Raw genomic sequence first — 19,020 nt, 5'->3', positions numbered from 1 at the left:
GGCTCAACCTCCGAGATAGGCTTCGATGACGGTCGGATCGTTGCGCACCGTTTCCGGGTCGCCTTCGGCGATGATCCTGCCGTTCGCCAGCACGATGATGCGCGTGCAGAGCGACATCACGAATTCCATGTTGTGTTCGATGACGACGAAGGTGGCGCCGCGTTCCTGGTTGAAGGTCTTCAGGCGCTCCTTGAGGTCGGCGAGCATGGTGAGGTTGACGCCGCCGGCGGGCTCGTCGAGCATCACCAGCTTCGGTCCCGCCATGAAGGCCATGGCGGCGTCGAGCAGCTTCTGCTGCCCATAGGAGAGCGATCCCGCCTTCTCGTGGGTCTGGTGCCCGAGCCGGAAGAAGTCGATCATCCTCAAGGCCTCTTCGGTGAGGCCCGCATCCGGCTTGCCGAAGAGGCGCGACAGCATCGTGCCCTTGTGCTCCTGGCCGGCCAGGATGATGTTGTCGAGCACCGTCATCTCGGGGAAGACCTGCAGCATCTGGAAGGTGCGGCCGACGCCGAGCTTGTTGAGGTCGCAGGGGCGCTTGCCTGCAACCTCCTTGCCGTCGACGAGCACGGTTCCCGTCGAGGCAGGCAGTTGCCCGAGGACGCAGTTGAAGAGCGTCGACTTGCCGCTGCCGTTCGGGCCGATCAGGCCCAGGATCTCGCCCTGGTGGACGTCGAACGACACGTCGTCCACGGCTCTCAAGCCGCCGAAGGACTTGCTGACATTGCGTACGGAAAGGACCGGCGTCATCGTCCTGCCTCCCAGGTCGTGGCATTCGGGTTCTGCCTGAGCTTCATGGCCGTGCGGGCGCGCTCGACCAGTCCGAGCAGGCCAGTCGGGCAGAAGACCATCAGCACGATGACCAGCGTGGCGTAGATCATCAGATAGTATCCTTCGGTGAAGCGCAGGAATTCCGGCGCGAGAACGATCAGCAGCGCGCCGAGTATGGGGCCGAAGAAGAAGCCTGCGCCGCCGACGATGACCATCAGCAGGACCTTGAGCGAGATGGTCAGGCCGAAGGAGTGCGGGTCGATGAACTGGGTGAGCTGTGCCAGCAGGCTGCCGGCAAGCCCGCCATAGGAGGAGCCGATGGCGAAGGCGAGAAGCGTCGTCTGGCGGATGTCGACGCCAAGGCTGTTGGCGCGGATCGGGTTTTCCCTGAGCGCCTTGAAGGCGCGGCCCCAGGGCGAGCGGATGATGGCGTAGAGGCCCGCCGCCATCAGCACGAACAGCGCAAGCACGAAGAAGTAGAAGGCGAGCGGCGTCTGCGTGGGCAGGCCGAAGACTTCCGGCCGGGGGACGCCGACGATGCCGTAGGTGCCGCCGGTCAGCCATTCCTCGTTGCGCAGCACCAGCACCACGAGGGCGTTGAAGGCCAGCGTGATGAAGGCGAGGAAGTGGTGCTGGACCCTGAGTGCCGGATAGCCGAGCAGGAAGCCGATGACGAAGCACGAGACCATCGCCGCGATCATCGCCGCCGGCCACGGCACGCCCGCCATGGTCATGAGCGCCGTCATGTAGGCGCCGATGCCCATGAAGGAAGCCTGGGCTAGCGAGACCTGCCCGGCATAGCCGAGCGTCAGGTTGAGCCCCATGGCGGAGATCGAATAGACCAGCCACGAGCACAGCACGAAGACGCCGTAGTTGGACTGCGTGAAGGGAAGCAGGATCAGGATCGAGAGACCCGCGACCAGTGTGAGGAGAGAGTGCTTGCTCATACGGTGCGTCCTTCTGCCTTGCCGAGCAGGCCCTGCGGCCGCACGAGGATGATGATGATGAGCAGGATCAGCGGCACCGCGGAGCGATACGACGCGGAAATGTAGGCTGCCGATAGATTGTCGATGACGCCGATCAGCAGACCGCCGGCAAGCGCGCCGCGGATCTGGTTGAAGCCGCCGACGATCGCCGCGATGAAGGCGATGAGGCCGAGCGTCTCGCCGTTCGAGAACTTCGCCAGGTAGATCGGCGAGATCAGGATGGAGGCGAGAAAGGCGAGGGCGGCGTTGATCAGGAACGTGTAGAGGATCATCCGGCGGACCGGGACGCCAAGGATTTCGGCCACGTTCGGGTTCTGCGCGGTCGCCTGCATGCAGCGGCCGATCTTCGTGCCGTTCAGGAAGAGCTGCAGCAGCGCCACCGCGCCGAGCGCGATCAGCAGCACGGCGATGTCCTGCACCGAGATGGCCGCGCCGAGAACGTTGAGGGTGCGGTCGGAAAACAGGGCCGGGAACGGCAGCGCCTCGGCCGTGTAGAACTGCTTCACGCCTTCCTTCATCAGGATGCCGAGCGCGATCGTGGCGATGACGATCGGCAGGACGCCGTGCGGCAGCAACGGATCGATGATGATCCGCTTGAAACCGAGGCCGAGCAGCAGCAGCGAGAGAACCACCGCGATCGCCATCGCCACCGGAAAGCTCAGGCCGAGAAACTGCGTGCCGGCGAGAACGAAGAAGGCGGGCAGCATGATGAACTCGCCCTGGGCGAAATTGATCGTCTGCGACGCCTGCCAGAGCAGGGTGAAGCCGATCGCCGCGAGCGCATAGATCGACCCCGTTGCCAGTCCGGAGACGAACAACTGGAAAAACGTATTCATGGAAGATGTCCCCAAGAAAGGGGGCTTCGGGCCCGACGGGCCGGAAGCCTCACCGTTTTTAGAGTTTCGGCAGCGTGGTCACGACCGTCTGCTTGCCGTCCTTGACCTCGACGAGGAAGCTTTCGCGGTTGACCTCGCCCTTGTCGTCCCAGCTCGTCTCCATCAGGATGCCGGGTTCGTCAGCAGGCGTGATGGTCAGGCCATGCAGCGCATCGGCAAAAGCCTGGCGGTCGACCTTGCCGTTCTTGGTGGTGACGTACTTCACCACATAGGCGCCCATATAGGCCTTGATCGCGTTGTGGTCGGGCTTGTAGCTGTACTTCGCCTCGAACTTCTTGGCGAATTCCTCGATGCCGGGGATCGGCGCATTGGCGCTGAGGCCGACATGCCCGCGCACGCCGTTGACCGCTTCGCCGGCAAGGTCGACGACCTTCTGGTTCATCAGCGTCGTTTCGCCGAAGATCGGCTGGGTGACGCCCTGCTTGCGGATTTCCTTCAGAAGCCGGGCGCTTTCCTCTTCGTGAAGATAGGCGAAGATCGCATCGGCATTGCTCGATTTCAGCTTGATGACGTCGGCGGCGAAATCCGCCTGGCCCACTTCGCTCGACACGTCGGCGTTGACGGCGACACCGTTCTTCTCCAGCTCGGCCACGAAGGAATCGCGTCCGCCCTTGCCGAAATCGTCATTGACCCAGGCGACGGCGACCGACTTCACCTTCATTTCTTCGGTGAGATACTTGACCAGCTTCGGCATCGACTGCTGCGCGCCGAAGGAGGTGCGGAAAATATAGGGATTGCCCATGTCGGTGATGAACGGCGCCTCGGCGCCGGTCAGCTGCGGCACGCCGTTCTGCTGGGCGACCATCATGTTGACCTTGACCGAGCCGGAATAGATCGGCCCCATGATGACATAGGCGCCGTCGTCGATCGCCTTCTGCACCATGGCGCGCGAGGTCGTCGGGTCGGTCTGCGTGTCGTAATCCGTCACCTCGACCTGTTCGCCGAGAATGCCGCCGGCAGCGTTGATCTCCTCGAAGGCGAGCTTCAGCGCGTCGCGCCAGTTGCTCCCTACGGTGGCGCCGGCGCCCGAAAGCTCGATCACATTGGCGATCTTGATCGTATCCGCCCAGGACAGGCCTGGCAGGCCGGCCGATATCGCCATGGCGATCGCGATCGACGCAAGTGCTCTTTTCGTCATGTTCTCCTCCTCATTTCATTTCCATGGGCGGTGAACCTCCCCCGCCCAGCTGCGTGATACTGTCCCATCTCTTACGTAACGGCAAATACCAAGTTATGCAGAGTCAATAACATCATGTTATCTTTTAGCGCGGGTCATTTCGGTTCTCAGCGTGTCGATGAAGCGCTCCGAAAAGATCGACAGCGGAACGTCGCGCCGATAGGCGACGAAGGTCGGGAAGGTCGTGTCCGCTTCGATTTCGAGGCATTTGATTCCCGGCACCCGGCCGGCGGCGACGGTGAACTCGTCGATGATGGCAATCCCGAGCTCGGCGGCGACGAGGGCGCAGACGGTCGTGCCGAAACGCGCCTTGATCTTCATATCATAGGCGAGGTTCTGACGGCGGAAAATCTCGGTCATCACCCGTCCGTAAGGATCGTTCGGATCGATGCCGATCAGGGCATGTCGGGCGATGTCGGCCGGCGCGATGGTGTCCTTGCCGGCGAGCTCACTGTCCTGCGGAACGATGCAGAGCAGCCGGCCGGTGGCGAGCGGCTCGAAATGGATGATCGAATGTTCGAGATAGGAGCTGATCGCCACCACCTCGCCGCGGCCGACGAGCAGATAATCGATCGCCTCCTCGATCTTGAGGATGTTGATGTCGATGTAGAGTGATGGATATTGCTGGCGCAGCTTGGCGATCGCCCGCGGCACCATCACATTGGCGATGCTCGGAACCGAGCCGACGCTGAGCTCCAGCCCGTCGCCCTTTTCCAGCCGCTGCACGGCAAACTGCAGATCCTCGACCTGCCGATAGACGGTGTCGAGCAAGCCGAAGATGTGGCGAGCCTCCGGCGTCGGCACGTATCGCCCATGGCTGCGGTTGAAGAGGCGAACCCGAAGACTGTCTTCCGTGTACTTCATCAGCCGGCTCACGCCGGGCGCCGCGACGCCGAGGAGCTTCGCCGCACCGGCGATGGTGCCGGTGACCATGATCGCGCGGATCACCTCGATCTGTCGCAAAGTCAGCATGACGCCTCCCAACGCCTCCAACGACCCTATTGGTAAGTTTCAGGCGCCGCAGAAACAAGTTGCTATGTTCGCTCCCTCATTGGCGGTTGACGATGTCATAGAGGCGCCGCTGGGCGGTCTCGACGGACATGGCTTGGTCGTTGAAGAACGCCGCCAGCACCCCGATCCAGCCCTCCGACATCTGCGCGGGCATGGCCATCGACTGGGCGCTGACGCCGCTTTTCTGGACGATCTTCTCGAGGCCCAGCCTGCCGCAGCGGTCGAGCCCGCTCGGATCGACGTCGGTACGGACCGGCAGCGAGCCCTTGAGACGGCTGAAGGCGACCTGGTTGTCGCGATCGAGCACCATGCGCGCGAAGGCGCGCTGCGCCTCGCCGGCGTCCTCGCGGTTGGTCAGCGGGAAGGCAAAGGCATCGATGACCATGAAATAGGCGATCTCCGTGCCTGGTATCAGGCTGCAGCCGAAGTCCTTGTCGACGGCGTAGCCTCGCGCCACCAGCTCGCCCTTGGCCCAGTCTCCCATGAACTGCATGCCCGCCTTGCCGCTGCCGACAGCGACGGTGGCGTCTGCCCAGGTCTTGCGCTGGCGGGCCGAAGCCGGTTCCGCATAGCGCGACAGACGCCGCAGCATGTCGAGCGCCTCGGCCATGCGCGGATCTCTGACCAGCGCCGGATCGCCGCGGATGATCCGGGTGTAGCCCTCGGCGCCGACCTTGGAATAGAGGATGCCGTTGAAGATCAGGGAGACCTCCCACGGGCCATCGCCGAGCGCTATGGGCAGATGGCCGGCCGCCCTGATCCTGTCGGCGGCGGCGAAGATCTCGTCCCAGGTTTCAGGCGCCTTCAAGCCGACCTCACGGAAGACGGTTTCGCTGGTCCACAGCCAGTTCTCCGCATGGATGTTGGTCGGCGCGAAGAACACCTTGTCCTTGTAGGTGATGCGATCGAGCACGGTTGCCGGCAGGACGCGACGCCAGCCATCCGCCGTCGCGACCTCTTCGATGTCGAGCACGATCCCCATTTCCGGCAGCTCGCGGGAGCCTTCGTTGGCATTCCATTGCATGACGGCGGGCGCGTAGCCGTTGGCGATGCGATCGCTGACGATTCTCTGTACCGCCACCTTGTTTTCTGCCGGCAGGTCGATCCACTCATGGCCGGCCTCGGCCCACGCCTTTCGCAACACGTCAAGCGCCGCCGACTCGCTCTGTGAAATCCAGAAATGCACGACATCGACTGTGCCGCGGTGATCGGCGGCCAAAGGCGGGTGTGAACTCGCCGCGAGCAGGGCCGCCGCCAGGCAGGCTCCCTTGAATTTTCTTGTCACAATCTCCTCCTTGAAACGGTTATCGCAGGGCGAGCCGCCGCCGGGACGCTGCAGGGGCCCCGGCGGCCGTGTGCCGGTCGATCGCGGCTGCCTGTCGCGGCAGCCGCTTGCCTGCAAGGGCGGCCGGCTCCGGCCTGGCGAAATGGTATCCCTGGCCGACGTCGCAACCGGCGTCCTTCAGGAAGCGCCGTTGCCCTTCCGTCTCGATGCCTTCGGCGACGCAGCGCTTGCCGAGGCTCTGAGCGAGGTGGATCATGGCGCGGATGATCTGCTCGCTGCGGGCGTCCCTGCCTATGCCGTCGACGAAGCTCCGGTCGATCTTCAATTCGTCGAAGGGGAAATCGCGCAGGTGGACGAGCGAGGCAAAGCCGGTGCCGAAATCGTCGAGCGAGATCGAAACACCGTGCTTATGGAAGCGCGCCACTGTCGCAAGAATCTGATCGGCCGAGCGATTGAGGAAGACGTCCTCGGTGATCTCCACCGCGAAATCCCGCCATTCCAGGCCGTTCTCCCGAATCGTGCCTGCAAAGAACTCGTAGCCTTCGTCGCCGACGAGCAGGGTCTCGGGCAGGTTGATCGATACGGGGCCGGGAGTAAGCCCGGCGGCCTTCCAGGCCTTGAGGTCGCGGCCGACCGCGGCGATGACGGCGCGGGTCATGCCGCGGATGAGCTGCGTTCCTTCCATCAACGGCAGGAAGCGGCCGGGCGCAAGCAAGCCGAGCTCGGGATGCTGCCATCGCACCAGAGCTTCGAAGCCCAGATGCGCCCCGGTCGGCAGATCGACCTTCTGCTGGTAGTGTACGACGAATTCGTTGCGATCGGCCGCAAGCACGAGGGCGAGCGAGAGCTGGTTCTCTTCGAGCCGCCGTGCCAGCGCCGTTTCGTCGAATATGACGGTCGTGCTGCGGCTGCCCTTCGCCGTGTAGAGCGCAAGATCGACGATGCGCATCAATCCGGCCTCGTCCACGGCGTGATCGGGCACGACGGCGCCGCCGATGCTGGCGGAGACCTGCAGCATGCGATCCTCGAAGGGAATTTCAGCGGCGATTGCCTCGATCGCCCGCTCGGCAGCCGCGTCGAGCACGGAAGCATCGCGGATACCCGGCAGGAGCACGGCGAACTCGTCGCCGCCGAGCCGGGCTATGACGTCGCTCGCTCGCGCCGTCTTTTGAAGGGCGCGGGCGACGTGGCGCAGCACCGCATCGCCCGCCGGATGGCCGAGACCGTCATTGATGCTCTTGAAGCGGTCGAGGTCGACAAGCAGCATGGAGAAGCCGCTGCCGGTCCGCTCCAGCTCGCCAAAGAGATTGCCGAGCGCGGCGTTGAAGGAAGAGCGGTTGTTGAGGCCGGTCAGGGCGTCGGTGTGGGCGAGAAGCGTCAGCCGCTTCTCGAAAGCCATCGTCCGGCGATGTTCGTTGCGCAGCTTCTTCAAGAGCGGGCCGAACAGAAGGATGCTCGCCAGGATCACGGTGGCGGCGATCAGCGCGAGGAGACCCGTGCTGATCAGCTTGGCGTTGTCAATGCTGACGCCGCTGCGATCATGCACGTGGCGGATCAGTTCGGCGAACTGGCGCATGAGCATGCCGTCGGCCGCGACGGCGAAGTCGATCGGGCCCCAGAAGGAATAGCGCTGCCGGCGGTCCTCGGTCGTGGCATTGGCGATCCGCGTGGCCCGCTCCAGAAAGTCTTCCAGCCGCGCATAGAGCTCGAGACGCAACTGCTCCGAGACCTCGTCGCGCGGGTTGAGCCGCTCCAGGAGATTGCCGCCGATGCTTTGATGCAGTTCGTGCAACTCGGCGCTCATCGCATGGATATCGCCGATCGCCCGATGGATATCGTCGCGCATCGGGCTGGTGATGTATTCCGGCAGGGTGGGATCGGCCGAAGCCCGCATCAGCGCCCGCGTCTGGCTGGCGAGCTGCTGGAACCGGATGAACTGGTTGCTGGTCAGAAAGCTGATCTTCTGCTGGAGCGAATGGCGGTCAAGGGCGACCACCATGGTCAGGTAGGTGGCGGCGATCAGCAGCGTCATCACGATGACGGCTTGGAGGTAATGCCGGCCGATCGATCGAATATAGTTCTCGACGGATTGCCGAGGCTTGCTCGGCGGTTTTCCAATCATCTCGTCAGCCCGTCCCGCTCGCACCTTTGTTCCTCCCCCGCCGATCCTGCCATCAGGTACCGGTTCTTGCCGCCTGTTCGCAGGCCGCCCGCAAGCCTTCCTGTGACAATGCCTTGACGATGCGGTCGAGTTCGGCGGCGACTGAGAGCATGCGGTCCCTGGCGTCCTGCAGATCGGCCGCGCGGGCCCGGTCCTCGGACGTTCTGGGTGGAAAAACAGCGATATTCGACATTCAGGAATTCCATGCATTGTTGGAACGGCGGTGGGCGAACTCCCATCCCAGGGAAAAGCCTAGAACTCCTCCCATTCGTCGACGGCAGCGGCGGTTGCCGCCTTGCCGCCGAAGGCGCGGGCGATGCGGCCGCCGAGCGCCCGGGCCGGGGAGGCGACGGGCTTCGCCGTCTCGCCGGCGGCACGCGGGCCGGAAACCCCTTCGATCTTGAAGCGGGCGACGAGGTCGCGCAGCTTCGCCGCTTCCTGGGCGAGGCTCGCAGCCGCGGCGGTCGATTCTTCCACCATCGCCGCATTCTGCTGGGTGCTCTGGTCCATCGCGTTCACCGCGGTGTTGATCTCGGCAAGGCCGGTCGACTGCTCCTTGGCTGAAACCGCGATCGAATTCATGTGGCTGTTGATCTGGCCGATGAAGCCGCCGATCACGTTGAGCGCCTCGCCGGTATCGCGAACCAGCTTGACGCCGCTTTCGACCTCGGTCGTCGAATTCTGGATCAGCCCCTTGATCTCCTTGGCGGCTTGCGCGGAGCGCTGGGCGAGCTCGCGCACCTCCTGGGCGACGACCGCGAAGCCCTTGCCGGCATCGCCAGCGCGGGCCGCCTCGACGCCGGCATTCAGCGCCAGGAGGTTGGTCTGGAAGGCGATCTCGTCGATGACGCCGATGATGTTGGAGATCTGCTGCGAACTCTCCTCGATGCGGCGCATCGCCTCCTCGGCATGGGAGACCACCTCGGCCGATTTGGCGGCACTTTGGTTGGCCTGGGTCGCGACGGTGCGGGCCTCCTCGGTCAGCTTCGTCGAGGAACCGACATTGGCGGTGATCTCGTCGAGGGCGGCGGCGGTCTCTTCGAGCGAGGCGGCCTGCTGTTCGGTGCGCTTGGCGAGGTCCTGGGCGCCGGAGGCGATCTCGCGGGTGCCGTTGTCCATCGTGCCGATGCTTTCGGCGATCGAGGACATGGCCGTGCCGAGCTGGCGGACCGACTGGTTGAAGTCCTGGCGCAGCGGCTCGAAGTCCGGTGCGAAGGCGTCGTTGAGCTGGAAGGCGAGGTCGCCGGCCGCAAGCCGCTTCAGCCCGGCGGCGAGATTGTCCGAGGCGAAGCGCAGCTGCTCGGCCTCGCGCTCGCTGCGCCGTTGCACCTCGGCGCGCTCGGTCTCCTGGCGGCTGCGGGCCTGCGACGCTTCCTCTTCAAGGCGCAGATTGGCGAGCGCGTTCTGGCGGAACACCTCGACGGCCTCGGCCATCGCGCCGATCTCGTCCTGGCGGCCGGCGAAGGGAATCCCGGTTGCCGAGTCGCCGGCAGCGAGGTTGCGCATTGCGGCGGTGATGCGGGCGATGGGGTTCGCGATACCGGCCACGGCAAACACGATTGCGCCCGTTCCGACGAGAAGAGCGATGCCGCAAAGGACATAGATCATGCGCAGGGCATTCTCGAGGAGCTGTTGTATGTTTGCGCCGGCCCGGGCCGCACCCTCCTTGTTGATGCCGACGATCGTGTCGATCGACTTGGAGATCTCGGCGAAGCGCGGGGCCATCTGTTTGGAAATGACCTGCTTGGCGTCCTCGTCCCGGCCTGCCCTCGAAGCCTCGATCATCTTGCCGCCTGCGTCGATCAGTTCACCGGCCGCGTTCTTGATCTTCGCGAGTTCAGCCTGTTCGTCTGCCTCGCTCACAAGCGCCGCATAGTCGTCGAGCGCCTTGAACAAATGAACCTTTTCCTCCTCGATCGCCTTTTCGGCCGCGCGCTCCTCTTCGTCATTGGACGCAAGAACATGGCGGTTGAAGGATACCCGCAGGTCGGAAAGGGCCGTGTCCATCTCCTTGGAACGTTCGAGGCTCGGCATCCAGTTGTCGACGACGTCGTCGCTCTTCACGTCGATGTCGGACAGCGAACTGATGGACACCCAGGAGATGACTGCGGTTATCAGGACCATCCCGGCGGCGGAGCCGATCAGGGACAATTTCACACTTGGCCGTTTCACTATGACTACCTCTGAACTGTACTCGGAGACCGGGGTCTCCATTGGTCGAGACTATGTCGCGCTCCCTCCGTTTCCGCCGCTTCGACGTCGGGCGACGGGAGGGTCGTCCGGCGAAGGCGGCAGCGGAGCCGCAGAATTCGAGCACGCAGCTTTCGCTTCGCGCTCCGTGCCGAGCGCGGCCAGCCTTTCCTCGAATCATGCGGTCGTTGGAAGTCCCGCGGGCTCATCCCGCTGGAGCGAACGGATGCAACCGATCGCCTCTATGAATCGCCACCGCGGGACCCCGCCGAACACCGTCCGCCGGTTGCGGTGACAATTCCTATCGCAATCACACCCAAACCGCCTTGAGTAAACAAACGCTTAAGTACAGCGCCGGCAGTACAGATCGCGGCGGAAAGTGGACAGGCCGATGCAGAAAGTGGATAGGACCAGTGCTCCGATCTGAAACGCATCGGCGCCGCGGTGAAACGAGCCTTCATGCCTCGGCGGAGATTACCGTGCCTGACGATTGTCGGCGGCGGTCTGTCGCCCTATTGTCCGAGCCCCGTGTCGTAGGAGGGAAAGACATAGTGATAGGCTATCTGCTGGTATTCCTCGGTGCCGGACTGGGCGGCGCGGTGCGCCATGGCGTCAACCAGTTCGCCGCTCAGGCCCTGGATGCCGCTTTCCCCTTTGGCACCCTGGCGATCAACGTCGCCGGCTCCTTCGCAATGGGCCTGCTTGCCGAGTACCTCGCCTTGCGCGGTGAACTGCCTCAGGACGTGCGGCTTTTCCTGGCGACCGGCGTTCTCGGCGGGTTCACGACCTTCTCCGCCTTCTCGCTCGACACGATCAGCCTCTGGGAGCGCGGCGAGTGGACGGCTGCGGCAATCTATGCGGCGTCCTCCGTGGTCCTTTCGCTTGCCGGTTTGCTTGCCGGCCTGATGCTCGTCCGGTTGTTGACGGCGGGGCAGGCGGCGTGAAGGGTGCGGCGTTGTAGATCTAATCTGGCTCGTTGCCTTATCAGCTGGGTAGCTTGCAAATTGCCCAAAGCGGCACCCCCCTCTGCCCTGCCGGGCATCTCCCCCAAAAAGGGGGAGATTGGCAAGCGGCGATGTCTCGCTCAATCGACTATGCAGGGCGTACGCTTGAAAGTCGCCGACTTCGGCGTTTGTCTTTTCACTGTCGGGCAGGGCTTTGCTTCTGGCCAATCTCCCCCCTTGTGGGGGAGATGCCCGGCAGGGCAGAGGGGGGTATCGGCATCCGCACTGCCAATCCGCCGCTGCAACTTGATCGGCCCCAGCTATTCGAACCGGACCAGCAGCCTCCACCTGCCATCGAACTTCACGTCGACGGTGCCGGGCGCGCCCACTTCGAGGGCGCCGCACAGGCTGCCGGTGGTGACGATCTCCCCGGCGGACAGCGTGTCCTCCGCCCTTTGGGTTTCGTTGGCCCAGCCGACGAGCCAGGCGAGCACGTCACCGGCCGGGTGGTGGGCCTCGCCCGCAAAGAGCGGGGCTCCGTCCAGGGTCACTTCGAGCGGCCGCCCCTCCGCGCCGTCGAGAAGATCGCGCGGCAGTTCGGGGCCGAGCGCATAGCCGGCATTGCCGAGACGGTCGGCGAGGAAGAGAAGGAACGGTGCCTTGCCGCCTTCCTCGATGCGGCTGTCGAGCACCTCGATTCCGAGGTGGACCGCGCCGATGGCGGCGATCACCTCATCCCGGCTGTAGCCGGCTTCTCGCGGCGGCAGGCTCAAGGCAAGGCGGAAGCCGATCTCCGCCTCAACGCGCAGGCCTTTCCGCCAGCGAAAGGCGACGGGCTGCGCATCCGGCCCGAGGATCGCAATCGGCGAGAGGCGGCCGGCGACGCCGACGGCTTCGGGCGAACGGGCGACCTTGTATCCCGCGGCGGGCGCGTTCTCGGGCGCGACGAACTCGGCCTGCACGGCGGTCGCCTGGGCAATGGTCGCGGGTACCGGCAGATGCGCGGCGGCAATGCGGTCCTTCGCGGCGGCAAGGCGCTGGGCGAGCTCAGCGGGATCGAAGGAGCGTGAGGCGTCGGGCATGGCGATCAATCCGTGTTGGGAGGGACAGGGTCAGGCAGCGGTACGGCTACTGCATGTCTCCTTGAATCGCACTCGATTTAGGGACAAAGACATGCAGCAATTCAAAGTGCTACAGCGACCTTTGCGCGTCTGATAAGACGCGCGGCGCTGTAGGGGCACCGGTCGATGCCCTGAGGATCAGGCGGCTTTCGAGCGGCGGCGGCGGCGGCGGCTGCCGGCCGGCGAGGCAGGCCAGCAGATAGTCCGCGGCCCGCCGTCCGATCTCGGCATTGTCGACGCGCATGGTGGTGAGCGGCGGATCGGTCTGCTCCGCCATCGCCACGTCGTCGAAACCGGTGATGGAGAGCTCTTCCGGCACGCCGATACCGAGCGCCCGGGCCTCGATGAGCGCGCCGATCGCCAGCGCGTCGTTGCCACAGACGACCGCCGTCGGACGCGGTCCCGGGGCTTCCATGATCGAGCGCAGGCTCTCTCGGCCGAAGGCGATGCTCGCCGGCCCCTCGCGCACATGCGGCGGCCTCAGCGCCACGCCTTCCTCGGCAAGCGCTGCGCGCAGGCCCTCAATGCGGGCCACAACGCGGTCGTTGTCGATCGACGGCTGATGGATCAGCCCGAAATCGCGATGGCCGAGATCGAGCAGGTGGCGGGCGATGCGCCGGAAGGCGGCGGCATTGTCGAAGCCGACGCTCGGGTGAGGGGAGCCGGGCCGGTGCGAATAGGTGACCACATAGGGGACGCCGCGTGCTGAAATCGTCTCGAACAGGCCGGGCCGGTGCGATTCCCCGACGACCGCCAACGCCTCGACGCCGCGCGCCAGCATGGTGCGGACCTGGTTGGCGGCCTGGTCGGCGTCGTAGTTCGAACAGCCGATCAGCACCGTGACGCCGTCCGCGGACAGACGCGTCTGCAAGGCGCCGACCTGCGAAGCGAAGACGTCGTTGTCGAGCGTCGGGATGAGGACGCCGGCGAGCCAGGTGCGGCGGCTGGCGAGCGCCGCGCCGGCCGGGTGCGGCATCCAGCCGAGCTCGGCCGCGGCCTTCAGCACCTTTTCGCGAATTTCCGGCGCGACCTTTTCCGGCGCATTGAAGGCGCGCGACACCGTGGCGGTCGAAACGCCGGCGAGCGCCGCCACGTCGAGGGCGCGGGCCCCTGGCTGTCCCTTCCGCTCTCTTCCTCCACGTCCCATTTGAATCGATCTCTCCTCAATCGATTGAATATGTATACGGATACATGCACTTTTCCAACCCATTTACTTTCCGTTTGACAGGCGGGCTGGAAATGCTATGTAAGCGCTTACATTCTGATCGGCTTTCCGGAGGCGGTGATGTGCCGAGGCGCATGACCGGGAAGGCATTCATCGGAGGAGGAGCTATCTTGATCGCGATCCGCAAATTCCTGCTGAGTCCGGTGCAGTTTTTGCTCGCCGCCTGCCTTGCGGCCATGCTGGTTCTCGTCTTCGGCAACGTCGTGCTGCGCTATGCCTTCAACACCGGCATCTCGGTGTCGGAGGAGCTGTCGCGGCTGCTCTTCGTCTGGGTGGTCTTTCTCGGCGCCGCGGTGACGCTGTTCGAGCAGGCGCATCTCGGCGTCGATACGCTGATCCGGCGCCTGTCGCGCAAGGGACGCCTCTTCTGCTTCGTTCTTTCGAACCTGCTGATGCTCTATGCGACCTGGCTGATCTTCTCCGGCACCTGGCAGCAGTTCGGCATCAATCTCGGCATGACGACGCCGGTCATGGGCATCTCCCAGGCCTGGTTCTTCGTGCCGGTGCTGATTTTCACCGGCTTCGCGGCCGCCTGGTTCTGCCTCTCGCTGCTGCGTTCGCTCACCGGCCGGATCAGCGACGAGGAGCTGATCGGCGTCCGGGAGTCGGAAGAGGATTTCGACATCGCGCAATTGCCGCCCGGCAGCGCGCCGCCGCGCTGAGGCTGTTGCCGAGCCGTCTCAATGCGCCATCGGCGCTTCCGAAAGTTGCAGCCGCGATGCGATGGGACTGATCCCGCTGTATCGCCGGCAAAGGTAGGTCCGCGATGACAATCCTGGTCTTCATCACAGCCCTCCTCGCCGCCATGGCGATCGGCATGCCCATCGCCTACGCGCTGCTGATCTGCGGCGTGGCGCTGATGGTCCAGCTCGCCATGTTCGACCCGCAGATCCTGGCGCAGAACCTCGTCGGCGGCACCGACAGTTTCACGCTGCTCGCGGTTCCCTTCTTCATGCTGGCGGGCGAGGTGATGAATGCCGGCGGGCTGTCGAAGCGGATCGTGGCGCTGGCGCTGACGCTGGTCGGCCATGTGCGCGGCGGGCTCGGCTATGTGGCGATCATCGCGGCCTGCGTTCTCTCGGCGCTTTCCGGTTCGGCCGTCGCCGATGCGGCAGCGCTCGGCGCGCTGCTCGTGCCGATGATGGTCAAGGCCGGCCATGACAAGGCGCGTTCGGCCGGCCTCGTGGCGTCCGCCTCGGTCATCGGCCCGATCATCCCGCCGTCGATCGCCTTCATCCTCTTCGGCGTCACCGCCAATCTGTCGATCTCGAAGCTCTTCATGGCCGGCATCGCGCCGGGCCTGATGATCGGCATGGGACTTGCGGTCGCCTGGTGGCTGATGGTGCGCAAGGAGGAGATCGAACTTCGACCGCGCGCCAGCGGCGCGGAGCGGCTGAAGGCGCTGCGCGAAAGCCTCTGGGCGCTCGGCCTGCCGGTGATCATCATCTTCGGCCTGAAATTCGGCCTGTTCACGCCGACCGAGGCCGCCGTCGTTGCCGCCGTCTATTCGATCTTCGTCGCCACCTGCATCTACCGCGAGCTCAGCCTTTCGCAGCTCTATGCCGTGTTCGTCTCCTCCGCCAAGGTCACGAGCGTCGTCATCTTCCTGGTCGCGGCCGCGCTCGTCTCGGCCTGGCTGATCACCATCGCCGACCTGCCGGGGCAGGTGATCGAGCTCCTGTCGCCCTTCATGGACAGCCCCAAGCTGCTGATGCTGGCGATCATGATCCTCGTCGTCATCGTCGGAACGGCGATGGACATGGCGCCGACCATCCTGATCCTCGCGCCGGTGCTGGTGCCGGTGGTGCAGGCGGCCGGTATCGACCCGATCTATTTCGGCGTGCTGTTCATCATCAACAATTCCATCGGCCTCGTCACGCCGCCGGTCGGCACGGTGCTGAACGTCGTCGCCGGCGTCTCGCGGCTCAACATGGAAACGGTGATCCGCGGCGTCACGCCCTTCATGGTCGCCCAGCTCGTGGTGCTGGGACTGATGATCGCCTTTCCCGAACTCGTCACCGTGCCCGCCGCCTGGCTGGGGCGCTGAATCTCGCAAGAATCGCATCGTATAAAGGAGGAAACGACATGCGTAAGACTTTGATGGCAATGGTAACCGGCCTGATGCTGGCTTCCGTCGCGCCGCTCTCGGCCGGCGCCGAAATCCACGAGCAGACGATCCGCTTCGCCAGCGCCGGCGCAGAAGGCTCGCCGCTCGTCATCGGCCAGCGCAAATTCGCCGAGATCGTCAAGGAAAAGAGCGGCGGCAAGATCGACGTCAAGGTCTTCCCGGCCGGCATGCTCGGCGGCGACCTGCAGTCGGTGACGTCGCTGCAGGGCGGGCTTCTGCAGATGTCGGTGATGAATGCCGGACTGATGGCAAGCCTGGCGCCCGATTTCGCCATACTCGACCTGCCGTTCCTGTTCGAATCGACCAAGGAAGCCGACGCCGTGATGGACGGCGAGGTCGGCAAGACCTTCGCCAAGGAACTCGACGAGAAGAACCTCGTCGTGCTCGCCTATTGGGAGCTCGGCTTCCGCAATCTCACCAACAGCCGCCGCCCGGTCGAGAAGGTCGACGACATCGAGGGCCTGAAGATCCGCGTCGTGCAGTCGCCGATCTATCTGGAGATGTTCCAGGCGCTCGGCGCCAATGCGGTGCCGATGCCGTTCCCGGAGGTCTATACGGCGCTCGAGACCGGCACGGTCGACGGCCAGGAAAACCCGGCGCCGAGCATCCTGACGGCCAAGCTCAACGAGGTGCAGAAATACATCACGCTGACGCGCCACACCTATAATCCGATGGTGCTGCTTTTCTCGAAGCCGCTCTGGGAGAAGCTCGACCAGGAGGAGAAGGACCTGCTGCAGGCAGCCGCCAGCGAGGCAGCCGCCTTCCAGCGCCAGCTCTCGCGCGATGCCGACCAGAAGGCGGTCGACGCGCTTGCCGCCTCCGGCATGACGGTCACCAAGCTGCCGCCCGAGGAAATCGCCCGCTTCCGCGAGAAGACCAAGCCGGTTGCCGAGAAATTCGCGGGCGCCGCCAATCCGGACCTCGTCAAGGCGCTCAATGACACGATCCAGCGGGTGCGCGCCGCCAACTGAGATCTCCACCTCCGGCAGGGAGCGTGAGTGCGCTCTCCGCCTTCTCTCCCGTCACATTCGAGGCTGACTGTCCATGTACACACCCAACCGCCTGAAAGCCCACCTTGCCGCCGGTCACGTCGCGTTCGGATGCTGGGTCGGCGGCGGCTCGCCGACCAATGCCGAAATCCTCGGCCATGCCGGCTTCGACTTCCTGCTCGTCGATCACGAGCATGGCGTCGGCGAGACCAGCGAGATCATCGACACGCTGCGCGCCATCGAGACGACGCCGTCGCCGGCGCTGGTGCGGGTCCCCTGGAACGACCATGTCTTCCTGAAGCGGGTGCTCGACGCGGGTGTGCAGTCGGTGATGATCCCCTCGGTCGATACGGCGGAAGCGGCGCTCTCCGCGGTTCGGGCGTGCCGCTATCCGCCGCAGGGCATTCGCGGTTATGCGGCGGGCGTGGTGCGCGCCTCCACCTTCGGGCTGGAGCCCGGCTATATCCACAAGGCCAATGAGAACATGCTGATCGCCGTGCAGATCGAGTCCCATACGGCGGTCGACAATGCCGAGGCGATCGCCGCCACGGAAGGCGCCGACATCATCTTCATCGGAGTCAACGATCTCGCCGGCTCGATCGGCCGCCTCGAACAGACCGGCCATCCGGAAGTGCGCGAGCTGGTTCAACGCGCCGAAAAGGCAATTCTCGCCTCCGGCAAGATCATGGGCACCGTGCCGAATGCCGGCGCCTCGGTCGCCGAACTGATCGAGCGCGGCTACCGCGTCATTGCCGGCCCGCATGACGTGGCGCTGCTGCGCGACGCGGGCCTGGCGGCCGTGGCCGAGTACCGGGCCCTGCGCAAAGGCGGTCAAGTGGCCGCATCCCCGCACTTGCAGAAGTCTTACTGACCGGGTCTTCCGCCGCGGGGCTGCTCCGGTCCGATGGTCTTGGGGTTATCGAGGACCACCGGTATGGCCCCGCGGCTCTTGCTGCGCTCCGCGAGCGGCGAAGCGCTCTCGACTGCGGTTCGCCAGGGCTGGTGGGCAACCTCGAGGCCGATGCGATCGCTTGCTGCTGCACGCGTCGCGCTTGATTCGGTGCGGAGACCGGGAAGGTTGCGATAGATCTCCAGATAGTCGCGCGTCATTCGCTCCGTCGTGAAGCGGCGCTCGAAGGCCGCGCGCACTCTTCGCCGGTCGAGCCTCAGGACCTCGTCCATCCTTGCGACCGCCTCCTCCACCCAATCGACGAGTATCCCCGATACGCCGTCTTCGATCACCTCCGGAGCGGAGCCGTAGCGGAAGCCGAGCACCGGCGTCCCGCAGGCCATGGCCTCGATCATCACCAGGCCAAAGGGTTCCGGCCAGTTGATCGGGAAGAGAAGCGCCGCGGCGTTGCCCAGGAACTCCGCCTTCTGGTGTTCGTCGATTTCACCGACGAACTCGACGTTCGGATGGCTTGCGATCATCGGCTGGACCACGCTTTCCCAGTAGGGGCGATCCGCCTTGTCCACTTTTGCCGCGATCTTCAGGGTCATGCCGGTCTGCGTGGCGATCTCGATCGCCCTGTCCGGGCCCTTCTCGGGTGAAATCCGTCCCAGGAAGGCCAGATAGTTGCCGGCGGGCTTTCCGGTAAACGGCAATACGGCCTCGTCCAAGCCATGATAGACGGTGCCCCTCCAGTTGATGGGCGGTACAGGCCGGCGCTGGTCGTCGGATATGGACACGACGGGAATGTCGGTGAAGAGCCGATAGAAGGGCTGGAGGTCCAATAAGTCGAGACGTGTGTGAAGTGTCGTCACGGTCCGGTCGGCGAAATCCCTGACCAGGGGAAAATGCAGCAGATCGATATGGAAGTGCAGGACGTCGAACTCCTGTGCACGGCGGCGGACTTCCTCGAGCATCACGACGTGATGGGGGAGGAAGTCGATGACATCCGCATTGAGCCTGAGCGCGACCTGCGAGCAGGGCACGAGCTCGGCAGAAGTGAGCGAGTCGCCGCTCGCAAAGAGCGTGACGTCATGGCCGAGCCTGACGAGTTCTTCGGTAAGGCAATGAACAATCCGCTCCGTTCCGCCGTAAAGCTTAGGCGGAACGCGTTCTGCAAGCGGGGCGATCTGGGCAATTTTCATTGCTGAACTCCTGTAACGGAGCGAAGGCGGGGGCGGGGGCGTTCG

At 64.7% G+C, this 19,020-nt stretch carries 17 protein-coding genes; 5 read left to right on the top strand and 12 right to left on the bottom strand.

Translation table 11 applies throughout. The features are described 5' to 3' along the window. Positions 1 to 3: 3 nt before the first annotated feature. The 9 genes from AU381_RS21590 to AU381_RS21550 all read right to left on the bottom strand — a co-directional run bounded on the left by AU381_RS21590 (position 4) and on the right by AU381_RS21550 (position 10,456). Positions 4 to 747 carry an ABC transporter ATP-binding protein gene (locus AU381_RS21590; RefSeq protein WP_064243767.1) on the bottom strand — a complete coding sequence of 248 codons (744 nt, stop codon included), beginning with the start codon at positions 745 to 747 and terminating at the stop codon, positions 4 to 6. Beyond that, positions 744 to 1,715, bottom strand: a complete 972-nt coding sequence (locus tag AU381_RS21585) for a branched-chain amino acid ABC transporter permease (protein ID WP_064243766.1) — start codon at positions 1,713 to 1,715, stop codon at positions 744 to 746. The genes AU381_RS21590 and AU381_RS21585 overlap by 4 nt, the downstream gene beginning before the upstream one ends. Then, positions 1,712 to 2,590, bottom strand: coding sequence for a branched-chain amino acid ABC transporter permease (locus AU381_RS21580; protein WP_064243765.1), 879 nt, complete (start codon positions 2,588 to 2,590; stop codon positions 1,712 to 1,714). The genes AU381_RS21585 and AU381_RS21580 overlap by 4 nt, the downstream gene beginning before the upstream one ends. A 58-nt stretch (positions 2,591 to 2,648) precedes the next feature. After that, on the bottom strand, positions 2,649 to 3,788 hold the full coding sequence (locus tag AU381_RS21575) for an ABC transporter substrate-binding protein (RefSeq protein ID WP_064243764.1): 1,140 nt from the start codon (positions 3,786 to 3,788) through the stop codon (positions 2,649 to 2,651). Positions 3,789 to 3,905: 117 nt separating this feature from the next. Beyond that, positions 3,906 to 4,799, bottom strand: a complete 894-nt coding sequence (locus AU381_RS21570) for a LysR family transcriptional regulator (RefSeq protein WP_064243763.1) — start codon at positions 4,797 to 4,799, stop codon at positions 3,906 to 3,908. Positions 4,800 to 4,875: 76 nt separating this feature from the next. Beyond that, a complete protein-coding gene (locus AU381_RS21565; protein ID WP_064244185.1) occupies positions 4,876 to 6,123 on the bottom strand; it encodes an ABC transporter substrate-binding protein in 1,248 nt (415 codons plus the stop codon). A 19-nt stretch (positions 6,124 to 6,142) separates the two neighbouring features. After that, positions 6,143 to 8,245 carry a putative bifunctional diguanylate cyclase/phosphodiesterase gene (locus AU381_RS21560; RefSeq protein WP_064243762.1) on the bottom strand — a complete coding sequence of 701 codons (2,103 nt, stop codon included), beginning with the start codon at positions 8,243 to 8,245 and terminating at the stop codon, positions 6,143 to 6,145. Positions 8,246 to 8,297: 52 nt separating this feature from the next. After that, positions 8,298 to 8,477 carry a hypothetical protein gene (locus tag AU381_RS21555; RefSeq protein ID WP_064243761.1) on the bottom strand — a complete coding sequence of 60 codons (180 nt, stop codon included), beginning with the start codon at positions 8,475 to 8,477 and terminating at the stop codon, positions 8,298 to 8,300. A gap of 59 nt (positions 8,478 to 8,536) precedes the next feature. Next, entirely contained in the window at positions 8,537 to 10,456 is a 1,920-nt protein-coding gene (locus tag AU381_RS21550) for a methyl-accepting chemotaxis protein (RefSeq protein ID WP_064244184.1), read from the bottom strand. A 572-nt stretch (positions 10,457 to 11,028) separates the two neighbouring features. Between AU381_RS21550 and crcB the strand changes: the two genes are divergently transcribed. Next, positions 11,029 to 11,418 (top strand): fluoride efflux transporter CrcB, encoded by a 390-nt coding sequence (gene crcB, locus AU381_RS21545; RefSeq protein ID WP_064244183.1) that lies wholly within the window; start codon positions 11,029 to 11,031, stop codon positions 11,416 to 11,418. A 320-nt stretch (positions 11,419 to 11,738) separates the two neighbouring features. Here crcB and AU381_RS21540 read toward each other — a convergent pair whose 3' ends face one another. Then, positions 11,739 to 12,500 carry a fumarylacetoacetate hydrolase family protein gene (locus AU381_RS21540; RefSeq protein WP_064243760.1) on the bottom strand — a complete coding sequence of 254 codons (762 nt, stop codon included), beginning with the start codon at positions 12,498 to 12,500 and terminating at the stop codon, positions 11,739 to 11,741. A gap of 109 nt (positions 12,501 to 12,609) precedes the next feature. Beyond that, complete coding sequence (locus AU381_RS21535) at positions 12,610 to 13,686, bottom strand: LacI family DNA-binding transcriptional regulator (protein WP_064243759.1); 1,077 nt, start codon at positions 13,684 to 13,686, stop codon at positions 12,610 to 12,612. 188 nt (positions 13,687 to 13,874) lie between these two features. Here AU381_RS21535 and AU381_RS21530 point away from each other — a divergent pair, with 188 nt between their 5' ends. The 4 genes from AU381_RS21530 (at position 13,875) to AU381_RS21515 (ending at position 17,752) form a co-directional block, all read left to right on the top strand. Continuing rightward, positions 13,875 to 14,426: a TRAP transporter small permease gene (locus AU381_RS21530; protein ID WP_064244182.1), complete on the top strand. Its 552-nt coding sequence runs from the start codon at positions 13,875 to 13,877 to the stop codon at positions 14,424 to 14,426. 104 nt (positions 14,427 to 14,530) lie between these two features. Continuing rightward, a complete protein-coding gene (locus tag AU381_RS21525; protein ID WP_064243758.1) occupies positions 14,531 to 15,811 on the top strand; it encodes a TRAP transporter large permease subunit in 1,281 nt (426 codons plus the stop codon). Positions 15,812 to 15,849: 38 nt separating this feature from the next. After that, entirely contained in the window at positions 15,850 to 16,863 is a 1,014-nt protein-coding gene (locus AU381_RS21520; RefSeq protein ID WP_064243757.1) for a TRAP transporter substrate-binding protein, read from the top strand. A gap of 73 nt (positions 16,864 to 16,936) precedes the next feature. After that, positions 16,937 to 17,752 carry an HpcH/HpaI aldolase family protein gene (locus AU381_RS21515; RefSeq protein WP_064243756.1) on the top strand — a complete coding sequence of 272 codons (816 nt, stop codon included), beginning with the start codon at positions 16,937 to 16,939 and terminating at the stop codon, positions 17,750 to 17,752. Here AU381_RS21515 and AU381_RS21510 read toward each other — a convergent pair. Continuing rightward, positions 17,746 to 18,975, bottom strand: coding sequence for a glycosyltransferase family 4 protein (locus AU381_RS21510; RefSeq protein ID WP_064243755.1), 1,230 nt, complete (start codon positions 18,973 to 18,975; stop codon positions 17,746 to 17,748). The two genes, AU381_RS21515 and AU381_RS21510, sit on opposite strands and share 7 nt — an antisense overlap. Positions 18,976 to 19,020: the final 45 nt, after the last annotated feature.

The sequence above is a fragment of the Sinorhizobium glycinis genome (assembly GCF_001651865.1).
Classification (GTDB): Bacteria; Pseudomonadota; Alphaproteobacteria; order Rhizobiales; family Rhizobiaceae; genus Sinorhizobium; species Sinorhizobium glycinis.
Note: the sequence above shows the minus strand (reverse complement) of the source record. Positions and strands in the feature narration are given on the sequence as shown.